Below are 15,506 nucleotides of genomic sequence, written 5' to 3'. Positions count from 1 at the left end.
CGATTCGAGTTCCCTGATTCGCCCGGCCAGTTGTGTTGCCCAATGCTGGTACGCCAACCAGTTGGGGTGGAAACCATCAGACGCAAAAGCATCCGGATGCACAGGCAACGCCACCGGCAGCAGTTCGCAATTCCGCCCTTGGCTCACTGCGGCGGCCAACTCCGAGTTGAAACGCAGCGCGCGCAACCGAGCAGCAAGCGCAATGGCTGCGGAAGCGCTCGCATCTCGTGCATCAGGGCAGGCTCGGGAGTAACACGGGCTTCCCGCGGTACCTTTGCACGAGCAGCGCCGCAAGCTGCCTCTGGCGGCCAAGTCGGGTTGCAGTGCGCACGGCGCCTGTCACGTCGTTGACTCCAATCAACAGGACCGCTAACAGCGCCGCGCGATACATCGCCGCCGATAGATGACGTTAGGATACCGCACCAATGCGGGGCCACCTAACGAACTGCGGCCAAAGCCTTCACGCCTCCTTCGAAACACTCCGTGGCGTGGTCAATGAAAGCCCTCACCTTCGCGGGCAACAGTGCACGTCCAATGTACGCCAGGCGAACCTCCGCAGCAGTATCTGCGATCTCGAATTCTTCTAGCAGGCGGACGAGCCGTCCGGCCTTTATGTCCTGCTCAACAAGGGGTGTTGGCAGCACGCCAACACCAAATCCTTCGAGCAGGATGTCGCGATTGAAAATGGGGTTATTCGACGTAATCCCGTAGTTGATCGGGAACGCGACGCTTTCCTGCTCCATTCAAAAGGTGACGAATGACTTGTGCATCGAAGGAGAAACAATGATGAACACATGGTCCGTCAAGTCAGCCGGATGTCGAGGCCGAGGACGTCGCAGGAAACGGACTGTGCCAGTCCATCCAGTCGTATGAGTCGCTGTGGTGCGCCCATGCCCAGTTCCTTGCCGGAGTGGGGTTGATCACCTCGACGACATGGTTGGACGCCGAACCCACGTCGCTCCGATCATTCTTACCGCTTCGGTGATCGATCTTCTGGAAATTCGTGTGGTCGTAAAACATGGTTATCTCCTTTGACAGCTTGACATATACAACTACCCGCGCCAACCGTACGAGACTGAAGGGTTCTGTCGGGGGCCGAGTTCTGACGACCGACAGGCTGAGCGGGGTACAGCGCGTTGCCCTGGCAGTTGCCTTCAATTTCATCGTGCTGGACCCGGGTCACAGATGTTGTCGGCGCCCGCGGTGGGCGTCCGACGTCCGCGGCCGCGGCCGGGCACGCCCGCGCGATGATCGGCGTGCTGTATTTCTTCCGATTGCCGCCACAATACGCACGAAAAAAATCCGGCAAGCACGGTCTGCATCACCTTGTCGCTCGCCGTCTGCGGATCGCACATTCTGGAAAACTGCACACCATCGTGCAGGCTCACCAAGCCGAGCGCGAGCGCGTCCGCCTGCAGGGGCAATGGCCTGCCGTCGCGCTCTGACACTGTGCGGATGTACGCGCTGATCTGGTCGAGCTTTTCGTGCCGGAACGCGTTAAAGCGCTCCTGAAACGCGGTGTCCCGATACGCGAGTAGTTTGGCTTCGACCCAAAGCAGAAAGCAGTCTTGATCACGAAAATATCGGCTGTAGTACGCGATGGCGCGCGCCTTCATTTCCGCGGGCGTGCCGCCCTCTTCCATGATCGCCCGCAGATTGACCTGCGCGCTATCGTGGTCCCGGCGCAGCAACTCAAACAGCAGCTCCGGCTTACCGTCGAAGTTCGAGTAGAACGCGCCGCGCGTGTAGCCGGCCGCCTCGGCGATGTCCTCCACGCTGGTAGCGGCCAATCCCTTTTTGACGAACATCTTCCGCGCAGCCTCAAGCAGACGCTCTCGCGTCTGCTCCCTGCGCTGTGCGTGTGTCAGGCGTTCCCGTTTCATGGCATAACGTACCGGTCGGATCGCCATCTGCGGCGCCATCACATGTCCGCGCGTGTCAGATGACGGGTTTCGCAATGATTCTTTCGACAGGAGATTTGACAATGTCAGGCCCCAACCCCGAGGGTTCGCGCAAACTCCGGGTTGATTCTTCACTCAGAATTGCTGCGCCCGCAGCGAATCGAATTCGGCGCGGCAAACGTCGCTGAATCGGCCGAGGATGTCGATCGAACCGTCGGCGAGCATTTCGCGCAGTTGAAGGAACGTCTTTTCCGGGGCGTGATAGGTATCCACAATCTTTCGTCCAACCCGATCGGCTTCGTTCGCAACCTCTGTCGAGGATTGGACACGCATACGGCTTATCTTCGCGAACAGACTGACAAGAGCAGCAAGGTCTGGCTCATCGTGCCGAAGCGCGTGGACATAGCAATGCGACGCCTCCTCGATGAACCCCTTGTAGAGGTCCTGCCGGCGGATGCGGTCGTGCGCAAGCCACTCTGCCTTCGCCTGCGTGCGTTGCGTGACAACGGATGTCAGGCCAGCGATCGATGCACCGAACAGTGCCGCCATTGCGGATAGGAGCGTTGCGTTCATCAAGTTGCCTCGCGAGCTCTATCAGCCTGCTGAATTTGATGCGGTCCGGCTTTCTGCCAGGGTATTCGAAGGCGTAAAAATGCCGTCGGTCGACGATGCACACGAGCTCACCTCGCGCGCCCGCTGGAGGTCGCGTCGACCAGCGCTCCGAGGTAAGTCGAGCGAAGCCCGCACAGCGCGGCGCAAGGCGAGTGTCCCAGAAACGGAGGGACCGCTGCGCGAGTTCAACGGCCTCATGCCAAGTCCTCCAGGTAGTGAGTGACGCCACGAACGGCTTGACCTCAGAGCTGCGATTGACCCCAGTATCGAGGGCTCTGCACAATCGCTTCTCACACGACCCGAGCACGCCCCGTGCACGCTTTTGCGGTACATGCATGATGTTCCCGGCAACTTCCCGACTGCGCGCCAGCCACGTGGCTGCGTCCATGACACCGCCCTCCGTTGTGACATCGGTTACGCCATAACATGACATTAAACTCAATAATGATGGTTATGTCAACATGAACGATAAAGTTTACACTGAGGGGAAGGCAAAAGGTGAATCGTCATACCGAACAGCGGAATGACGGGACGCGGAAGCGCCCATCCCGGACGCATCCGTCACAGGCACCGAAACGGGCGGGAGTCGAAGCGGACGTCGGCAGCCTGGTGCGGCAAACGAAACCACTCACTGGTGCTGCACGCTGCGTGTCGCCATGTAATATCAAACCGTCCCGCATGCAGGCGACCAGGGTCCTGCCTGCGCAGCCCGTGCGGAGCACGGCGCGAGCTTCGCGCCGTCCTGCCCTCTCGATGTGGCACGCCCCTTTCTTCATCTGCGGTCCAGCCAACGCTCCCTTGGAGCGTAACCAGCAGCCATCTTCAGAATGTGTAGACGAGGTCCAGGTGCGTGATGAGCGGATTCGTATGGACGTGCAGCTTTGTCACGCCGTGCATACCCACGGCATCCAATGCGTCGGTCTTGAGCGGGGTCGACGTCGGGATAAAAGTCACCCAGGCTTTGATTCCAGGATGCTTGCTGAGCGCGAGGTTGAATCCGACCTCGAACGTCGGGTTCCACGAGAGGCTGAGGGCTCAGGTTGGTGGGGACTGCTGTCGTCGGCGCGACGCAAGACGGTAACGATCTCTCCGGAAAAATCGTTGCCGAGGACCAGAGGAAACTTTCCTGCCCCCTTGAGGCCCAGGAGACGCCGGCCGTACCCCTTGGCGCGCTTGACGTCGATGGGATTGACCGACGTCGCCTCGACCCGGACCAGAACCTCGCCTCTTCCCGGTCGGGGCATCGCGGTCCTTCGTCTCTCCAGTTGGATAGGGTCCGCCGGTCTCAGTCAAAGCAGCGTCGTTGCGGTGCTCATGATCACGCGACCCCCACGCCGTTTGTCGACTGGGCGAGCCTGATCTCGCCCAGGTACACGCTTTCGTCCAATTCGCATTTGCGCCAGGCGTTGCCAAGGTCATGACGGATTTCGACCCGGTAGAGGCCGCTTCCCTTGACCAGGCCACCGAACCTGAAATCGCCAAAGCCGTCGGAGACGGTTTCGCCCACCTTCTCATTGCCGACGTACAGGGCGACGACGGCATCCGTGACGCACTCGACCACTTCTCCCATCTGCGCGCTGACGCTTCCGCCAATGAAGCAGGTTTCCCAGCGCTCCAGGCCGCTGTACCACACGCGAGGCTTCGTGCCCAGGTTGGGCCGCAAAACCTTGAGCCCCTCTCGGTTAGCCTTTTCGGCCATCGCTGTGTCATCGAGCTTGACCGTCTCGAAGACGTCGGTGGGACAGGACTGCTGGCAACGCGGCCGGGGCCAACCCTGGTCCAGCAGATGGGCATCGAATATCCAGGTCTGCGGCAGTTGAAGCTCTTCATTCCAGACGATCGCCTTGTACGGGCACGACTTCACGATGTCTTTCCGGCCTCGCGCCTTGTCCGGATCGATGATGACGATGCCGTCGGCGCGCTTGCGAATGGCGCTGCCGCCCACCTTCATGCACGGCGCTTCGTCGCAGTGGTTGCACATGACCGGCAGATACGTGGTCTCGACCATATGCGAGTCGCCCTGAACACGGCGCAGGATGCGCACGGGACTTTCGGCGTCGGCCGCGGCGGGCGCGGCATAACCGGGGAAGTCGTTGCCGACGTGCTCGTCGCGCGCGGCAATGACGCAGTTCTGGCAGTTCTCGCAACGCCCGACCTTGATAACCAGATTCCACTTGCTCATTCCATGTTCCTCACGCTGCGCGACCGAGCTTGAACGCCTCGGCACTTCGCCACTTTTCGACCTGCACGAGACAGGAGTTGGGGCTCATGCTGCTCGTGCCGGCAGTTTGAGGCCGGTCAGGGGTCAGCATATTCATGCAGCCGCCGATTTCGACGCGCTCGCCATCGATTTCGATCAGTTTGAATTCGGCGCTCGCCTCGTACGACTTGACCACTCCCGCGTTGACCAGCGGCGAGACGTCGGCCGCGCAGATCACCGCGCCCCGGTCGTTGTAAACCTTCACGAGGTCGCGATGGGCAATGCCTCGCACGGCTGCGTCTTCCCGACCAAGCCTCAGCAGCCAGAAGCGGTGTCCGCCGATCAGCGCGCGATGGTCCTCGATGCTGTTAACCGAGGAATTCTTGCCGTCGCTATGGGTATGGAAGCTGTAACGACTGTGAGTGGCGATCAACTGCAGCGGATAGCGCTCAGCCAGGTCCGAGCGCAGCCCCTCCCAGGAGGGGATATACCGGTTGAGCGCCGGGCGCTCGGGATTGTCCGCAGTGTGCCGCTTCAGCAACTCCGGCACGAACTCCAGCTTGCCGCTCGGCGTCTGCAGTCCTGTTCCAAATTTTTCGGCGAACTGGGACGGCAGCGGATGTGGTTCCTGAAGGTCTTTCCGCCGGCCCTCGGCGAACCAACGCATGTCCACCGGATGGCGCAACTCGGGCTTTTCGGCTGGCACGACAAAATAGCCCTTGCGGCAGAACTCGCGCCACGAAATGTAATCGGGCAGATCCGACGAGTCGAAGACCCGCTTGACCCAGTCAAGCTCGCTGCATCCCTCGGTGAACACCCCGCCCAGACCCAGCCGGGTCAGGATCGCGGTGAAGATGTCGTAGTCAGAGCGGGACTCGCCCAAAGGCTCGATGCACTTGTGCTGCAGCGTCATCATGCGATGATTGACCGTGCCGTACCCATGATGGGCGTAGCCCCCGGAATTCGACCATTCGCCGATGTCCCAGCGCTCCAGCGCAGTGCACGCCGGCAGGATGATGTCGGCAAACTGGGCCTCCCCCTCCATCCAGATCGACTGGTTGACCACGAACTCGATGCTTGGGTGCCGATAGGCATCGGCCCAGCGTCCGGAATTCGTCACCGTGCTGAAGGCGGACCCGCCGTAACGATAGATCATGTGGATCGGCGAATACCCGGGCATCGGGTAGCTGAACGGCGCGAACTGGGCTTCCTGCGAGATGCCGTCCCAGAGGTAGCCCGTGGCATGGCCGTTGATGATGGCGTCGGGCAGTTGCTGCCGCGGGACCATTTGCTTGACAGGATTCATGGTCAGGATGTGCGGCATGCGCTGGTAATTGTTCACCGCATTGGCGGTCCACGCCAGGTCGCCGGAAATGCCGCCGTCCGCGTAGCCGGGGAAATAGAAATGGAGGTCATGGGGAACACCGACTTCAAGGCAGCCGAAATTGACCCCCGGCTTACCCCAGCCCTGCATTGCCATCATCATGATCATGCAGCGCGCCCATTGCGCTCCCGTCGCGCCTCGGCCCGCGCCACCGAATCCCGCGCCGGTCATCCCGACGGCCAGATGGACCTTCCTGTTCCCCCATCGGCGCGCAAGCGCACGGACGTCCTTGGCCGGCACGCCGGTCTCGCTCTCCTGCCACTCGGGAGTCTTGGGAATGCCGTCGGTTTCGCCGAGAAGATAGGCCCTCCACTCGTCGAACCCGGTCGTGCGGGTGGCGACGTAATCCTTGTCGTACAAGTCCTCAAGGGCCCACACATACATGATGGAGGTGGCGAAAGCGGCGTCCGTTTGCGGTCGGATCGGAATCCAGCGCCCGCCCAGCAATTGGGCGGACGGGTTGCAGTGCGGGTCGATATGAACGAACTCGATGCCGAGTTCCTTGGCCCACATGCGCCGCGGCGTGCCCTCGAAACCTGCATAGGCCCCGTTGGTGCTTTCGGGGTCGCAGGACCAGAAGACGATCATGTCGGCTTCCTTGAGGCAATCCTCGACGCCGCCATAGCCGGATGGCACGCCGATGCGCATCGAGTTGCCGAAATGATGCATGGCGCCCCAGTACCAGCCTTCCCAACTGTCCGGATTTGCGGCGACCCGGGTGAAGCCGATCAGGTTGGCAAAGCGCGTCAGCGCGCTGAGGTAGTAGCCCACATTGCCCCACTGGTGGTGGGACGACATGGGGAAGGTAATGGAACCAGGACCGTGAACGCGCTTCTGCCGGTTGATTTCTTTGGCGAGAATGTCCAAGGCCTCGTCCCAACCAATACGCACATAACCAGACGTGCCCCGGTTCTGGGGATTACGTTCGCCGTCAGGGTCGAAATCCACCCGCTTCATGGGATGAAGGATGCGCTTGTCGGAGTAGACGAGCGACTTGAGCGTCAAGGCATGGGGCGCGACCAATCCACGCCGTGGCGGGCTGAAGCGGCGTCCGCGCGCCTCGATCACATAACTTGGCGCATCCGTGCTGTCCAGATCGATGGGTGTCACCCGAACGACGCGACCATCCTTGACGTAGACGAACAGAGGGCCGCCGTTGGTGCAGGTAGTGTAGCGGCGGGTACCATCGCGCATGGGTGTGCCCATCGGCAGGCCGACGGTCTGCATCATGCTCAGGGTTTGCAATAGCCAAACCAGGAGTTCGTCTTCGCCCTCAGTGACTACCTTGAAGTTCTTGGCGGCGTGGATGATTTCGCCCTGATCCGGCTTGGGCGAAAGGAACTTCAGGGCGGTGGCCACATCCTTGAAAGCCATGCGCACGTCGGGCCGCCGATGCCTGCCGGCGCGCGACCGAACGCGCCCGTTCCTGAACGTGATGACGCGACCGATGCTTTCATCCATGAGTCCGATCCAGGCCACCAGATCGCGCTCTTTCAGGCGATCACGATAGGCGGGAAAGCGGTGTGCCGTCAGGTCAAGGACTTTGGGCAAGGCAAAAAGAATGGTCTTGAGGACCTGTCGTTTCATTATTCAATCCAATGTGTTGCTTTGATGCGGGGCGCTGACATCCGGGCATGGCTGACCAGTTCCCCGAATTGACGAGCCGCCCGGCCAAGCGCAGATATGCCGTGCGTTGGATCAGAGCCCCGGGAAGGCAGGGCCCCATTGCAGCAGCGTTTCTCGTCCGAACGGATAGCTCAGGACTGGCGAGTCGCCGTTGACCACATCGCCGTCCACGTAATGCTCCATGTGGAAGCCAGCGGGATCAGTCCAGTAATCGAAAATCTGGCTGCCGTGGAAATGGCGGCCAATGCCCCAGCGGCGCTTGTAGCCTTTGTCGCCCATAACCATGTGGCCGACGCCCAGATCATCGATGTCCCGGCACTCGAAGGAGGCGTGGTCCAAGCCGGCCGCCTTGCCGCCGACAATGGCCAGGGTGTGGTGATCGGTCCATTCCGCGCCTTTCCCGAGGTGCATGAATGCGGCCACAACGTTCTTCTCGTCACCCTGGTAAATGAGTTCCGACGGCTTCATGCCCAACGTTTCGCAATACCACGAGATCATCTCCTGCGGAGTCGGCGAAAAGACGGCCACATGGCCGAGCCGCTGGATGTGCGACGGACCATATACCGGGCGCTGGAAGTGGCCCAGTCGGTTCCTGGCATGGGCGTCGTTCCAGACGATTGGAGCTCCGCCGGACGGAACCCGAGGGAGACGTTCGGCGCCGAACACGAACTCCAGCCGCCGGCCATCGGGATCGGTCCCCGCCGTATACACGCCACCGCCCGGATGCGGGCACTCGGTCACGGCCGAGCCGAAGCGGGCCGCCAGCCTGTCGAGCGCCTCGCGCGAGGACACGCGAAAACCGAAACCGACGAACGCCGTCTCGCCTTTGGTCGAGACGTAGGAGAAAGGCGCGTCGCCGTAGCTGCGCAGATAGAGCATGTCGCCGCCCTGCTGCAGATCCAGCAAGCCGTAATCGACCATGAAGGCTCGAACCGCGGCCAGGTCCGGGTGGCGAAAAATAACGTATTCGATGTCTTCGATGAGCATTGAAACCTCAAGTCTGGTGCATTGGCGGCACGGTCTGCCGCCAAAGTGGATGCCGGAAAACGCTGGTCGTAGCCGCTAGAACGTATAGGCGACGTTCATGAAGACGTTAACCGGATTGATTCGGAGCGTCGATCTGGAAACGATGTGCGTTCCGGTTGCGGTCGTCCCGTCCAGGGTAAGGTGAGTCTTTAGCGGAACGTAACCGACAGCGGTTCCGACCGACCAGTGTTTTGTAATCGCATAATTTGCCCCGATCTCGAATACCGGATTCCAGGATGAACTGAGTGACGCGTGTGCCGAGCCGCCCGGACCAAGGTTATCGGTTACGAACTGATTATTGGTTGTCCGAACCTGCGTGAACCACGTATAGTTCACGCCTAATCCGACGAAAGGACGGAATTTTGACTGGGCTGCAAACAGGTGGTATCGAAGGACGATAGCGGGCGGCATCGGTCTCGTCGACCCGAGGGTTCCATACTTCTTGAGCGTGCCATCACCAACCAGGTTCACTGTGAGTGGCAGTCCAATGAGCGTGGCGACACCGATGCTGTCGGTGACGTAATACTCGGTGGTAATTCCCATCGTATCCGTTGAGCTGGCATGCGCGCCGGTGCCGGAAAGTTGCTGATTCACCGCAATGCCGCCGACGCTTTCTACTGTAAGCGGCGTTGCATTGCCCTGTGGCGCGACGTGAAGCCATCCTGTCGACAGCGTTATGCTTCCGGCCGACTGCGCATTGGCATTGTCGATAAGCGCAGCCGAGCAGATGCAAGCCGCCATACCGACCGAACTGATCGCGCGTTTGTAATTCCTCATGTCTCTTCTCCTGTCGCTCTGTGTCGAAATTTTTATGAATGGTTGGTGTCGCAGCTGGATCTACTCAATTGATTTTTCTCTTCCTTTCGTACAGCTACACCGCGCCTACTCCGATCGCCCTGCACCCTAGTAAGCATGCATGGCCAGGCGTTCCGTCTCAGGCGGGAACACGCACCACGTACCGTCGCGGTGCCGAAAGAAAAGGAATCCAAGCGGGCCAGTCGGTAGCAGTAGCTCGATACGCACGCAGGGTCTCTGATTCGAGCGCGCGCGACTGAATCGGGTAACCCGAACCGGTGTCGAAGAAGTGGGCCCGAGCCATTTTTCGACCTGCGAACGCAAAGACCTTTCTGATGCAATACTCATCCTCTTTCCATTCCAAACGAATAGGTGTACTAAATCAAATACGCTGGAAAGCATTTCAACGCGGCATCTCGGCGGGTACTTCCGATTAACCTCTAATCCCGTCGCACGACCGAACACGTCCCTTTGACGTCGTGGCTCGTGTCACGTTGGCCTGCCCTGCGCATCTGTTGCTGCCGGGTCCGTCCCCGTCGATTGCTCCGCCCGCGATGGCCTCGCGGCGGTCGAGATCGAAAATGCGAAGGGAAAGCGTCCGAGCGCGGAAGTCGCCAATGCTTCGAACGCGGGGTCGCCAAGTTCGACGTGAAGTGAAATTCCACGCGAGATGTCATCAATGAGGCTAACGATTGCATCCTCGACGCCAGCCTCTACGAGGGCCGACTCCAGGGCGTCCGCCGTTTCGCGACGTTTTAGTGCAGGCTTGAAGATCTTGCCGACGCCCGTCAGTGGCATCGCATCCACGATCCGTATCCCCTTTGGCAACGCGGCGCGTTCGTTGATCTCGTGACGCAGAAACTCGGCCAGTTCCGCTTCCGTTGCCGTTGTGCCCGGCTTTAGCTGGACATAGGCAACCGGCAACTCACCCGCGTGCATATCGGGACGGCCTACGGCTGCCGCGATCTGGACTGCGGGATGGCGATGCAATGGTTCTTCGATTGCCGCGGGGTCGATGTTGTGTCCACCCCGGATAATCAACTCCTTCTTCCGGCCGGTGAGCCAGAAGTAACCGTCGGGGTCACAGCGTCCGAGATCGCCAGTATTGAGCCAGCGCCCGCCATCACCACTTTCCATCCAGATGCCACTGTTCTGCTCAGGCCGGGTATAGCCAGCGAACACGTTCGGGCCGGAGATAACCAGCTGGCCGACCTCATCCGCAACGCAATCCCGTACATACCGGCCGCTCTCATCGACCACGACTGCCTTCATTGCCTGACCGGGCAGACGAAGACCAATCGAACCGACCCTGCGCTCGCCAAGCGGAGGGTTCACGCTGCTAATGCAGGTACCTTCCGTGAGACCGTAGCCCTCAAGGATTCTGATTCCTGTGCGATCCTGGAAAGTGCGAAGTAATTCCACCGGCATCGGGGCGGCGCCGCACAGGCCACACTCGAGCGAACTGATATCGTGCTCGCCAACCGGAACGTCCAGCAGCGATCCGTAGAGTGTCGGGACACCGCTGAAGAAGTTGATGCGGTAATGCTCGACAATTTCCCAGAAGCGCTTTACAACGCCCTCACCCCGATAACCTTGTGGTGTGCCGAGCACGACGTGGGCGCCGCGCGAGAACGCCAGCAGACCTGTCACCATCACGGCGTTGACGTGGAAAAGCGGCAGTCCGCAAAAAATCGTTTTTCCCGGACCAATGCTTTCGCCGAAGAATTGACCCGCGTTCCGCGCATTGGCCACCTCGTTGCCGTGCCGGCGAATCGCAATCTTCGGCAGCCCGGTGGTGCCGCCCGTGCAAAAGAACGACGATACGTCATCGATGCTCATTTGACGCGTGCTGCTGAGCGCCACCCCGGACTCCCTTGCGATAGCTGTGCTGAAGTCGTGGATGCCGACATGCGCAGGAACGGCACCATGAACGCCGCCAGGCCCATTCAGTCTTGAACACTCGCCACGTTGCAGCGCCCGGGCCGCGAATCCCTTTTCACCCGGCATGCGGTCGGCCGGATTCACGAGCACCAGATGCTGCAGGCAAGGGAGCTTGTGCAGCACCGCTTGCACCTTCTGCCAAAGGTCGGTTCCGGGAAACCGCGCAAGGGTTACGAGCACGCTCGCGCATGAGGCATTGAGCAGTTCGCCGATGGCCTCGCTCTCAAGCAGCGGATTGATCGCGCAGACAATCCCGGCGGCTTCCCCGCCCCAGATCACAAAGTGCGTTTCAGGGAGGTTGGGCAGAACGTATGCGACGACCGAGTCGCGGTGTACTCCCAGGCGCGCAAACATATTCGCGGTTCGCGTGACATCGCGCACGAGTTCACTATACGTCCAGCACTCGGCGTTCCGGTGGTCGTCGGCCGCTGCAAAGAACGAAAGTGCGGGTGCCGCCGGATTGATGGCGGCGCCCCGACAGATCATCTCGTAGGTACTCGACGGAAGATCCGCCGGTTGCCCCTGCGTTTCGATGGCAAGGACATCGTGTACGTTTGCGACGCCTTTCATGCCGCCTGTTCCATAACGACGTTGTGCTGTACGCCCAGATCGATCGAGCGGTCATGGCTGACGATATGCGCCTCCACGACGTCACCCACGCGCAGATACTGCGGCCTTTCCTCCTGCATCTTCAGGAACAGACGCCACTTTTCCGCTTCAGGCAGTTGCGCCGCGGCGCGCTGCTTTTCAGGTGACGGAATGCTCAGCGCACAGCCGGAGGGCGTGCCGGTCGCGAGCAGGTCCCCGGTGCGTAGATCGTGTATGGTGGAAAGCTCCGTCAAGGTCTCCGCCGGTCCGTAGACGAGGCCCGCTGTGGAGTCATTCTGGCGAACCGTTCCGTTTACCGTCAGCGTCAGCACAAGCTCCTTCAGCTTTGAAATGTCCTGTTTCTCCAGGAGACAAAGGTAAGGGCCGACAGGGCCAAACGTACGATAGCTTTTGCCCTTGTAAAACTGCATTTGCGGAATCTGGACATCGCGCGCGGAATAGTCGTTGACGATCACGGCGCCGGCGATGTACTCATGCAGATTCTCCTCGGTGACAGTTTCGCGGGACGTTATGTCGCGTTTGAGGACGAGACCGAGTTCGATCTCGTAGTCGAGGAACTGCACCCCGTTTGGCTTCACCACAGGGGAGTCGGCCGGAACGATGCAGCTCGTCGCCTTCGTGAAGATCATGTTGAATTTCTTCACATCCGGGTCCATACCGGACTCGATCATATGCTGGCGATAATTTGCCCCCTGGCAGATGAACTGCTGATTGGCGGTCACGGGCGACAACCATTGCACTTCCGATTCGGGAATCGTCGGACCGCTTAGCACCAGCAGCTGTTCGACCGGGTTGGCCTCAATAAATTCGGCGGTCGACTCGAACTCGCCGGGAATCGGCGTGATAGCGCCATTAGCGACCACGCCCCACTGGGCGCGGTCTTGATGCAAATAATGCAGAACGTGAAGTGCCATTTGTCGATCTCCGGATTCTATGGAAGGGGTTGGTTCAGGCGAAAATCTTTGCCAGCGAGCGCAGCTTGCTCAGCGTCAGGTCGGGGCTGCGACGCAGGTTCCTGAAGAGCGCCACGATGCTCGCGGGCGTGAATTTGGGTTTTGTGAAACTGCGCGGCATTGTCGGCCCCCATTGCGCCATTGCTTCGCGGCTCACCGCGTGCAGACCCGACGGCGCATCGGCCGTAAAGAGATCGCCGTCGCAATAGTGCTCGTGCTTGTTGCCCCACGGGTCCTGCCAGTAGTCGAAGATCTGGCTGCCCAGGATATGCCGGCCGATCCCCCACGCGTGCGTCCAGCCCTTCTCGCGCAGGACGCGCTGGCCCATGCCGACCGCGTCGGCGTCAACGACTTCGTAGGCGCTATGGCTGTAGGTGGGCAGGAAGCCTTGTGCAAGCGCGAGCGTATGGTGATCGGCCGGCTTGTCACCCAGATCAAGCCGCATGAACGCGACAACGGGCGAGCCATCGGGAAGCACCTGCACATCGCTCGGGATGAAGCCGAAATGCTGCGTGTACCATGCGCAGGTGTCCTGATAGTCGGCGAGTTCGAGCACGACATGCCCAAGCCGGATAACTTCGGGCGCGCACTCGGGCGGTCGCTGCGTCCCGTTGATCCGGACGGCCGCATCCACGGAGTTGAACGGCAATGGCGGCCGATGCGACAGCGTCGAAGCTGGCGCCTGGCCCCATATCGCATCGACGCGAAAGCCGGAAGGGTCGGTCAACCGTACGATATAGCCGCCGCCGGGCAAGGACGACCGTTCGGCCTCAGAGGCGCCAGGCACTTTTGCAAGTGCATCAAGATCCGCCCTGCTGTCGACCTGTAGCCCAAAACCAACGAACCGGGATTTCGGCGCCTTCCGGACGACATAGCAGTAATGCGAAGCACCCGTTCCTCGCAGAAGCAATTGCGCTTCATCGCGCGATACGGTCTGTAGCCCGAAATCATTGAGAAATTGCTCGGCTTTCCCAAGGTCTGGCCGGTCGAATATCAGATAGGCTAATGCCGACGCTTTCGACGTGGGATTGGGGTGACGGGCCGGCTGTGCAGTAGTCAGTTTCATGGCTGAACGGAGATAAAACGGTTCGGATGGCGGATTGCGCTGGCTGAGCCGGTGCGCTGACGGAACCGTCCAGCAAGGCAAGGCTTTTGCGCACGATATGACCGCTTCGCGGAGGAGCGGCCCGGACGAGCAGCGTCCCGCAAGATGCGTTTATCAGATTGATCTGTGGTGCGTTCGGTTGCGCAGGCGCGCGTGAGACTCGGGCTGCCGAGCAAACGGATTGAGTCAAACTGCCGCAGCATCGGCGAGTTCATCCGCACCGGCGGAACGGCGATAGTCTCTGAATCGCGCCGGCTAACGGGCACGATCTGAAGGAGGCGCAGCACTTCGCTGCTCAACGCGAGCGGAGGGAGCGCCGCCAGCAGTCCGGTCGACCTGTCGATGACCAGCCTGTACGCACAACGCCGCGACAGCGTATTCGCGACCACGATCTGCGGGGGAAGCCCCCCGCACCGGGTTTTCGGCGCGACGCCGCTTATTGTTCCTGTCTCCACAATCTCTCCACCTAGAGTCTCTATGTGTAGTTTGTTAGGCTGGCTCAAGGGTCGCCCTTAGCGACATTAAACTCATACCTGATAGTTTTGTCAATAAAGACATTTGAATCTATACTTGGGTATAGCCAAAACTGGATCCGCCATGCCGACCACATCAAAGTCCCGGACAACGAAACGTACTCCCCGTGCTGCGCCGGTCTCCCCGGTTACCGCTGCGGAAGAACGCGAGCCGCGCGGCGCGCGCCGCAAACGCGAGACGCGTGGCCGCCTGCTCGACGCAGCGCTCAAGCTCATGTCTGAAAAGGGGATGGAGGGCGTAGCTATCAACGAGATTACGGAGGCCGCCGATGTGGGCTTCGGCTCGTTCTACAACCACTTCGAATCGAAGGAGGCTATCTACGCGACGCTCGTCGACAATGTGTTCGAGGAATTCGCGGATATGCTGGACCGCCTCGCCGGTGGCCTCTCCGACCCGGCAGAGGTGATCGCCGTCTCCGTGCGCCATACCGTGATGCGAGCGCGGCGTGATCCCGTGTGGGCACGGTTCCTGATACGCGAAGGGTTTTCGGCACACACTCTGACCCGCGGCTTGGGTCAGCGGCTGCTGCGGGATATCGGCAACGGCATTGCGGCCAAGCGCTTCTTGGTCACGGACCCGTTCGTCGGTTTTCTTTCCGTCGGCGGCACAGTGCTCTCTGCCATTGCTGCCGAACTCAACTATGTTGCTCCGGGAGCGCCGGCGGCAGACGTCATCAAGGAGCTCGGATTCAGCGGAGAGCATTTGCCCGAGCGTACGGCGGCAACGCTACTGCAAATACTCGGGCTCAAGCGCGCGGAGGCGGAGAGGGTCGCGGCGCGTCCGCTGCCGCTGGTCGAGGAGACTACCGAAGCCGAGTAAG

13 protein-coding genes and 1 pseudogene are annotated in these 15,506 nt (G+C 60.6%); 1 reads left to right on the top strand and 13 read right to left on the bottom strand.

What is annotated here, in order from left to right:
* Positions 1 to 437: 437 nt before the first annotated feature.
* The 13 genes and pseudogenes from WN982_RS25675 to WN982_RS25615 form a co-directional block, all read right to left on the bottom strand.
* Entirely contained in the window at positions 438 to 743 is a 306-nt protein-coding gene (locus WN982_RS25675) for a LysR substrate-binding domain-containing protein (RefSeq protein ID WP_341318439.1), read from the bottom strand.
* Positions 744 to 807: 64 nt separating this feature from the next.
* Complete coding sequence (locus tag WN982_RS25670) at positions 808 to 1,020, bottom strand: hypothetical protein (RefSeq protein WP_341318438.1); 213 nt, start codon at positions 1,018 to 1,020, stop codon at positions 808 to 810.
* 254 nt (positions 1,021 to 1,274) lie between these two features.
* Positions 1,275 to 1,883: pseudogene (locus WN982_RS25665) on the bottom strand (TetR/AcrR family transcriptional regulator); the annotation flags it as partial.
* Between the two features lie 153 nt (positions 1,884 to 2,036).
* Positions 2,037 to 2,474: a hypothetical protein gene (locus WN982_RS25660; RefSeq protein WP_341318437.1), complete on the bottom strand. Its 438-nt coding sequence runs from the start codon at positions 2,472 to 2,474 to the stop codon at positions 2,037 to 2,039.
* A gap of 861 nt (positions 2,475 to 3,335) precedes the next feature.
* Positions 3,336 to 3,467 (bottom strand): hypothetical protein, encoded by a 132-nt coding sequence (locus WN982_RS25655; protein WP_341318436.1) that lies wholly within the window; start codon positions 3,465 to 3,467, stop codon positions 3,336 to 3,338.
* Positions 3,464 to 3,757 (bottom strand): alcohol dehydrogenase catalytic domain-containing protein, encoded by a 294-nt coding sequence (locus tag WN982_RS25650; protein WP_341318435.1) that lies wholly within the window; start codon positions 3,755 to 3,757, stop codon positions 3,464 to 3,466. Before WN982_RS25650 ends, WN982_RS25655 begins: the two co-directional genes overlap by 4 nt.
* A 74-nt stretch (positions 3,758 to 3,831) precedes the next feature.
* Positions 3,832 to 4,695: a 4Fe-4S dicluster domain-containing protein gene (locus tag WN982_RS25645; RefSeq protein ID WP_341318434.1), complete on the bottom strand. Its 864-nt coding sequence runs from the start codon at positions 4,693 to 4,695 to the stop codon at positions 3,832 to 3,834.
* A gap of 10 nt (positions 4,696 to 4,705) precedes the next feature.
* On the bottom strand, positions 4,706 to 7,684 hold the full coding sequence (locus WN982_RS25640) for a molybdopterin-dependent oxidoreductase (RefSeq protein WP_341318433.1): 2,979 nt from the start codon (positions 7,682 to 7,684) through the stop codon (positions 4,706 to 4,708).
* Positions 7,685 to 7,795: 111 nt separating this feature from the next.
* A complete protein-coding gene (locus WN982_RS25635; RefSeq protein ID WP_341318432.1) occupies positions 7,796 to 8,710 on the bottom strand; it encodes a VOC family protein in 915 nt (304 codons plus the stop codon).
* A gap of 75 nt (positions 8,711 to 8,785) precedes the next feature.
* A complete protein-coding gene (locus WN982_RS25630; protein ID WP_341318431.1) occupies positions 8,786 to 9,526 on the bottom strand; it encodes an OmpW family outer membrane protein in 741 nt (246 codons plus the stop codon).
* A gap of 507 nt (positions 9,527 to 10,033) precedes the next feature.
* Positions 10,034 to 12,055, bottom strand: a complete 2,022-nt coding sequence (locus WN982_RS25625) for an acyl-CoA synthetase (RefSeq protein ID WP_341318430.1) — start codon at positions 12,053 to 12,055, stop codon at positions 10,034 to 10,036.
* Entirely contained in the window at positions 12,052 to 13,008 is a 957-nt protein-coding gene (locus WN982_RS25620) for a fumarylacetoacetate hydrolase family protein (RefSeq protein WP_341318429.1), read from the bottom strand. The genes WN982_RS25625 and WN982_RS25620 overlap by 4 nt, the downstream gene beginning before the upstream one ends.
* 34 nt (positions 13,009 to 13,042) lie before the next feature.
* A complete protein-coding gene (locus WN982_RS25615) occupies positions 13,043 to 14,113 on the bottom strand; it encodes a VOC family protein (RefSeq protein ID WP_341318428.1) in 1,071 nt (356 codons plus the stop codon).
* Positions 14,114 to 14,749: 636 nt separating this feature from the next.
* On the opposite strand from WN982_RS25615, the gene WN982_RS25610 reads away from it, so the two are divergent.
* Positions 14,750 to 15,505, top strand: coding sequence for a TetR/AcrR family transcriptional regulator (locus WN982_RS25610; RefSeq protein ID WP_341318427.1), 756 nt, complete (start codon positions 14,750 to 14,752; stop codon positions 15,503 to 15,505).
* Position 15,506 lies beyond the last annotated feature (1 nt).

Source organism: Paraburkholderia sp. IMGN_8, from assembly GCF_038050405.1.
In the GTDB taxonomy this organism is placed as follows: Bacteria; Pseudomonadota; Gammaproteobacteria; order Burkholderiales; family Burkholderiaceae; genus Paraburkholderia.
The sequence above is the reverse complement of the archived record's forward strand: the minus strand, read 5'-3'. Positions and strand labels throughout refer to the sequence as shown.

Coding starts and splice junctions, on each gene's coding strand:
- WN982_RS25675 (WP_341318439.1), bottom strand. CDS start 743: ATGGAGCAGGAAAGCGTCGCGTTCCCGATCAACTACGGGATTACGTCG.
- WN982_RS25670 (WP_341318438.1), bottom strand. CDS start 1,020: ATGTTTTACGACCACACGAATTTCCAGAAGATCGATCACCGAAGCGGT.
- WN982_RS25660 (WP_341318437.1), bottom strand. CDS start 2,474: ATGAACGCAACGCTCCTATCCGCAATGGCGGCACTGTTCGGTGCATCG.
- WN982_RS25650 (WP_341318435.1), bottom strand. CDS start 3,757: ATGCCCCGACCGGGAAGAGGCGAGGTTCTGGTCCGGGTCGAGGCGACG.
- WN982_RS25645 (WP_341318434.1), bottom strand. CDS start 4,695: ATGAGCAAGTGGAATCTGGTTATCAAGGTCGGGCGTTGCGAGAACTGC.
- WN982_RS25640 (WP_341318433.1), bottom strand. CDS start 7,684: ATGAAACGACAGGTCCTCAAGACCATTCTTTTTGCCTTGCCCAAAGTC.
- WN982_RS25635 (WP_341318432.1), bottom strand. CDS start 8,710: ATGCTCATCGAAGACATCGAATACGTTATTTTTCGCCACCCGGACCTG.
- WN982_RS25630 (WP_341318431.1), bottom strand. CDS start 9,526: ATGAGGAATTACAAACGCGCGATCAGTTCGGTCGGTATGGCGGCTTGC.
- WN982_RS25625 (WP_341318430.1), bottom strand. CDS start 12,055: ATGAAAGGCGTCGCAAACGTACACGATGTCCTTGCCATCGAAACGCAG.
- WN982_RS25620 (WP_341318429.1), bottom strand. CDS start 13,008: ATGGCACTTCACGTTCTGCATTATTTGCATCAAGACCGCGCCCAGTGG.
- WN982_RS25615 (WP_341318428.1), bottom strand. CDS start 14,113: ATGAAACTGACTACTGCACAGCCGGCCCGTCACCCCAATCCCACGTCG.
- WN982_RS25610 (WP_341318427.1), top strand. CDS start 14,750: ATGCCGACCACATCAAAGTCCCGGACAACGAAACGTACTCCCCGTGCT.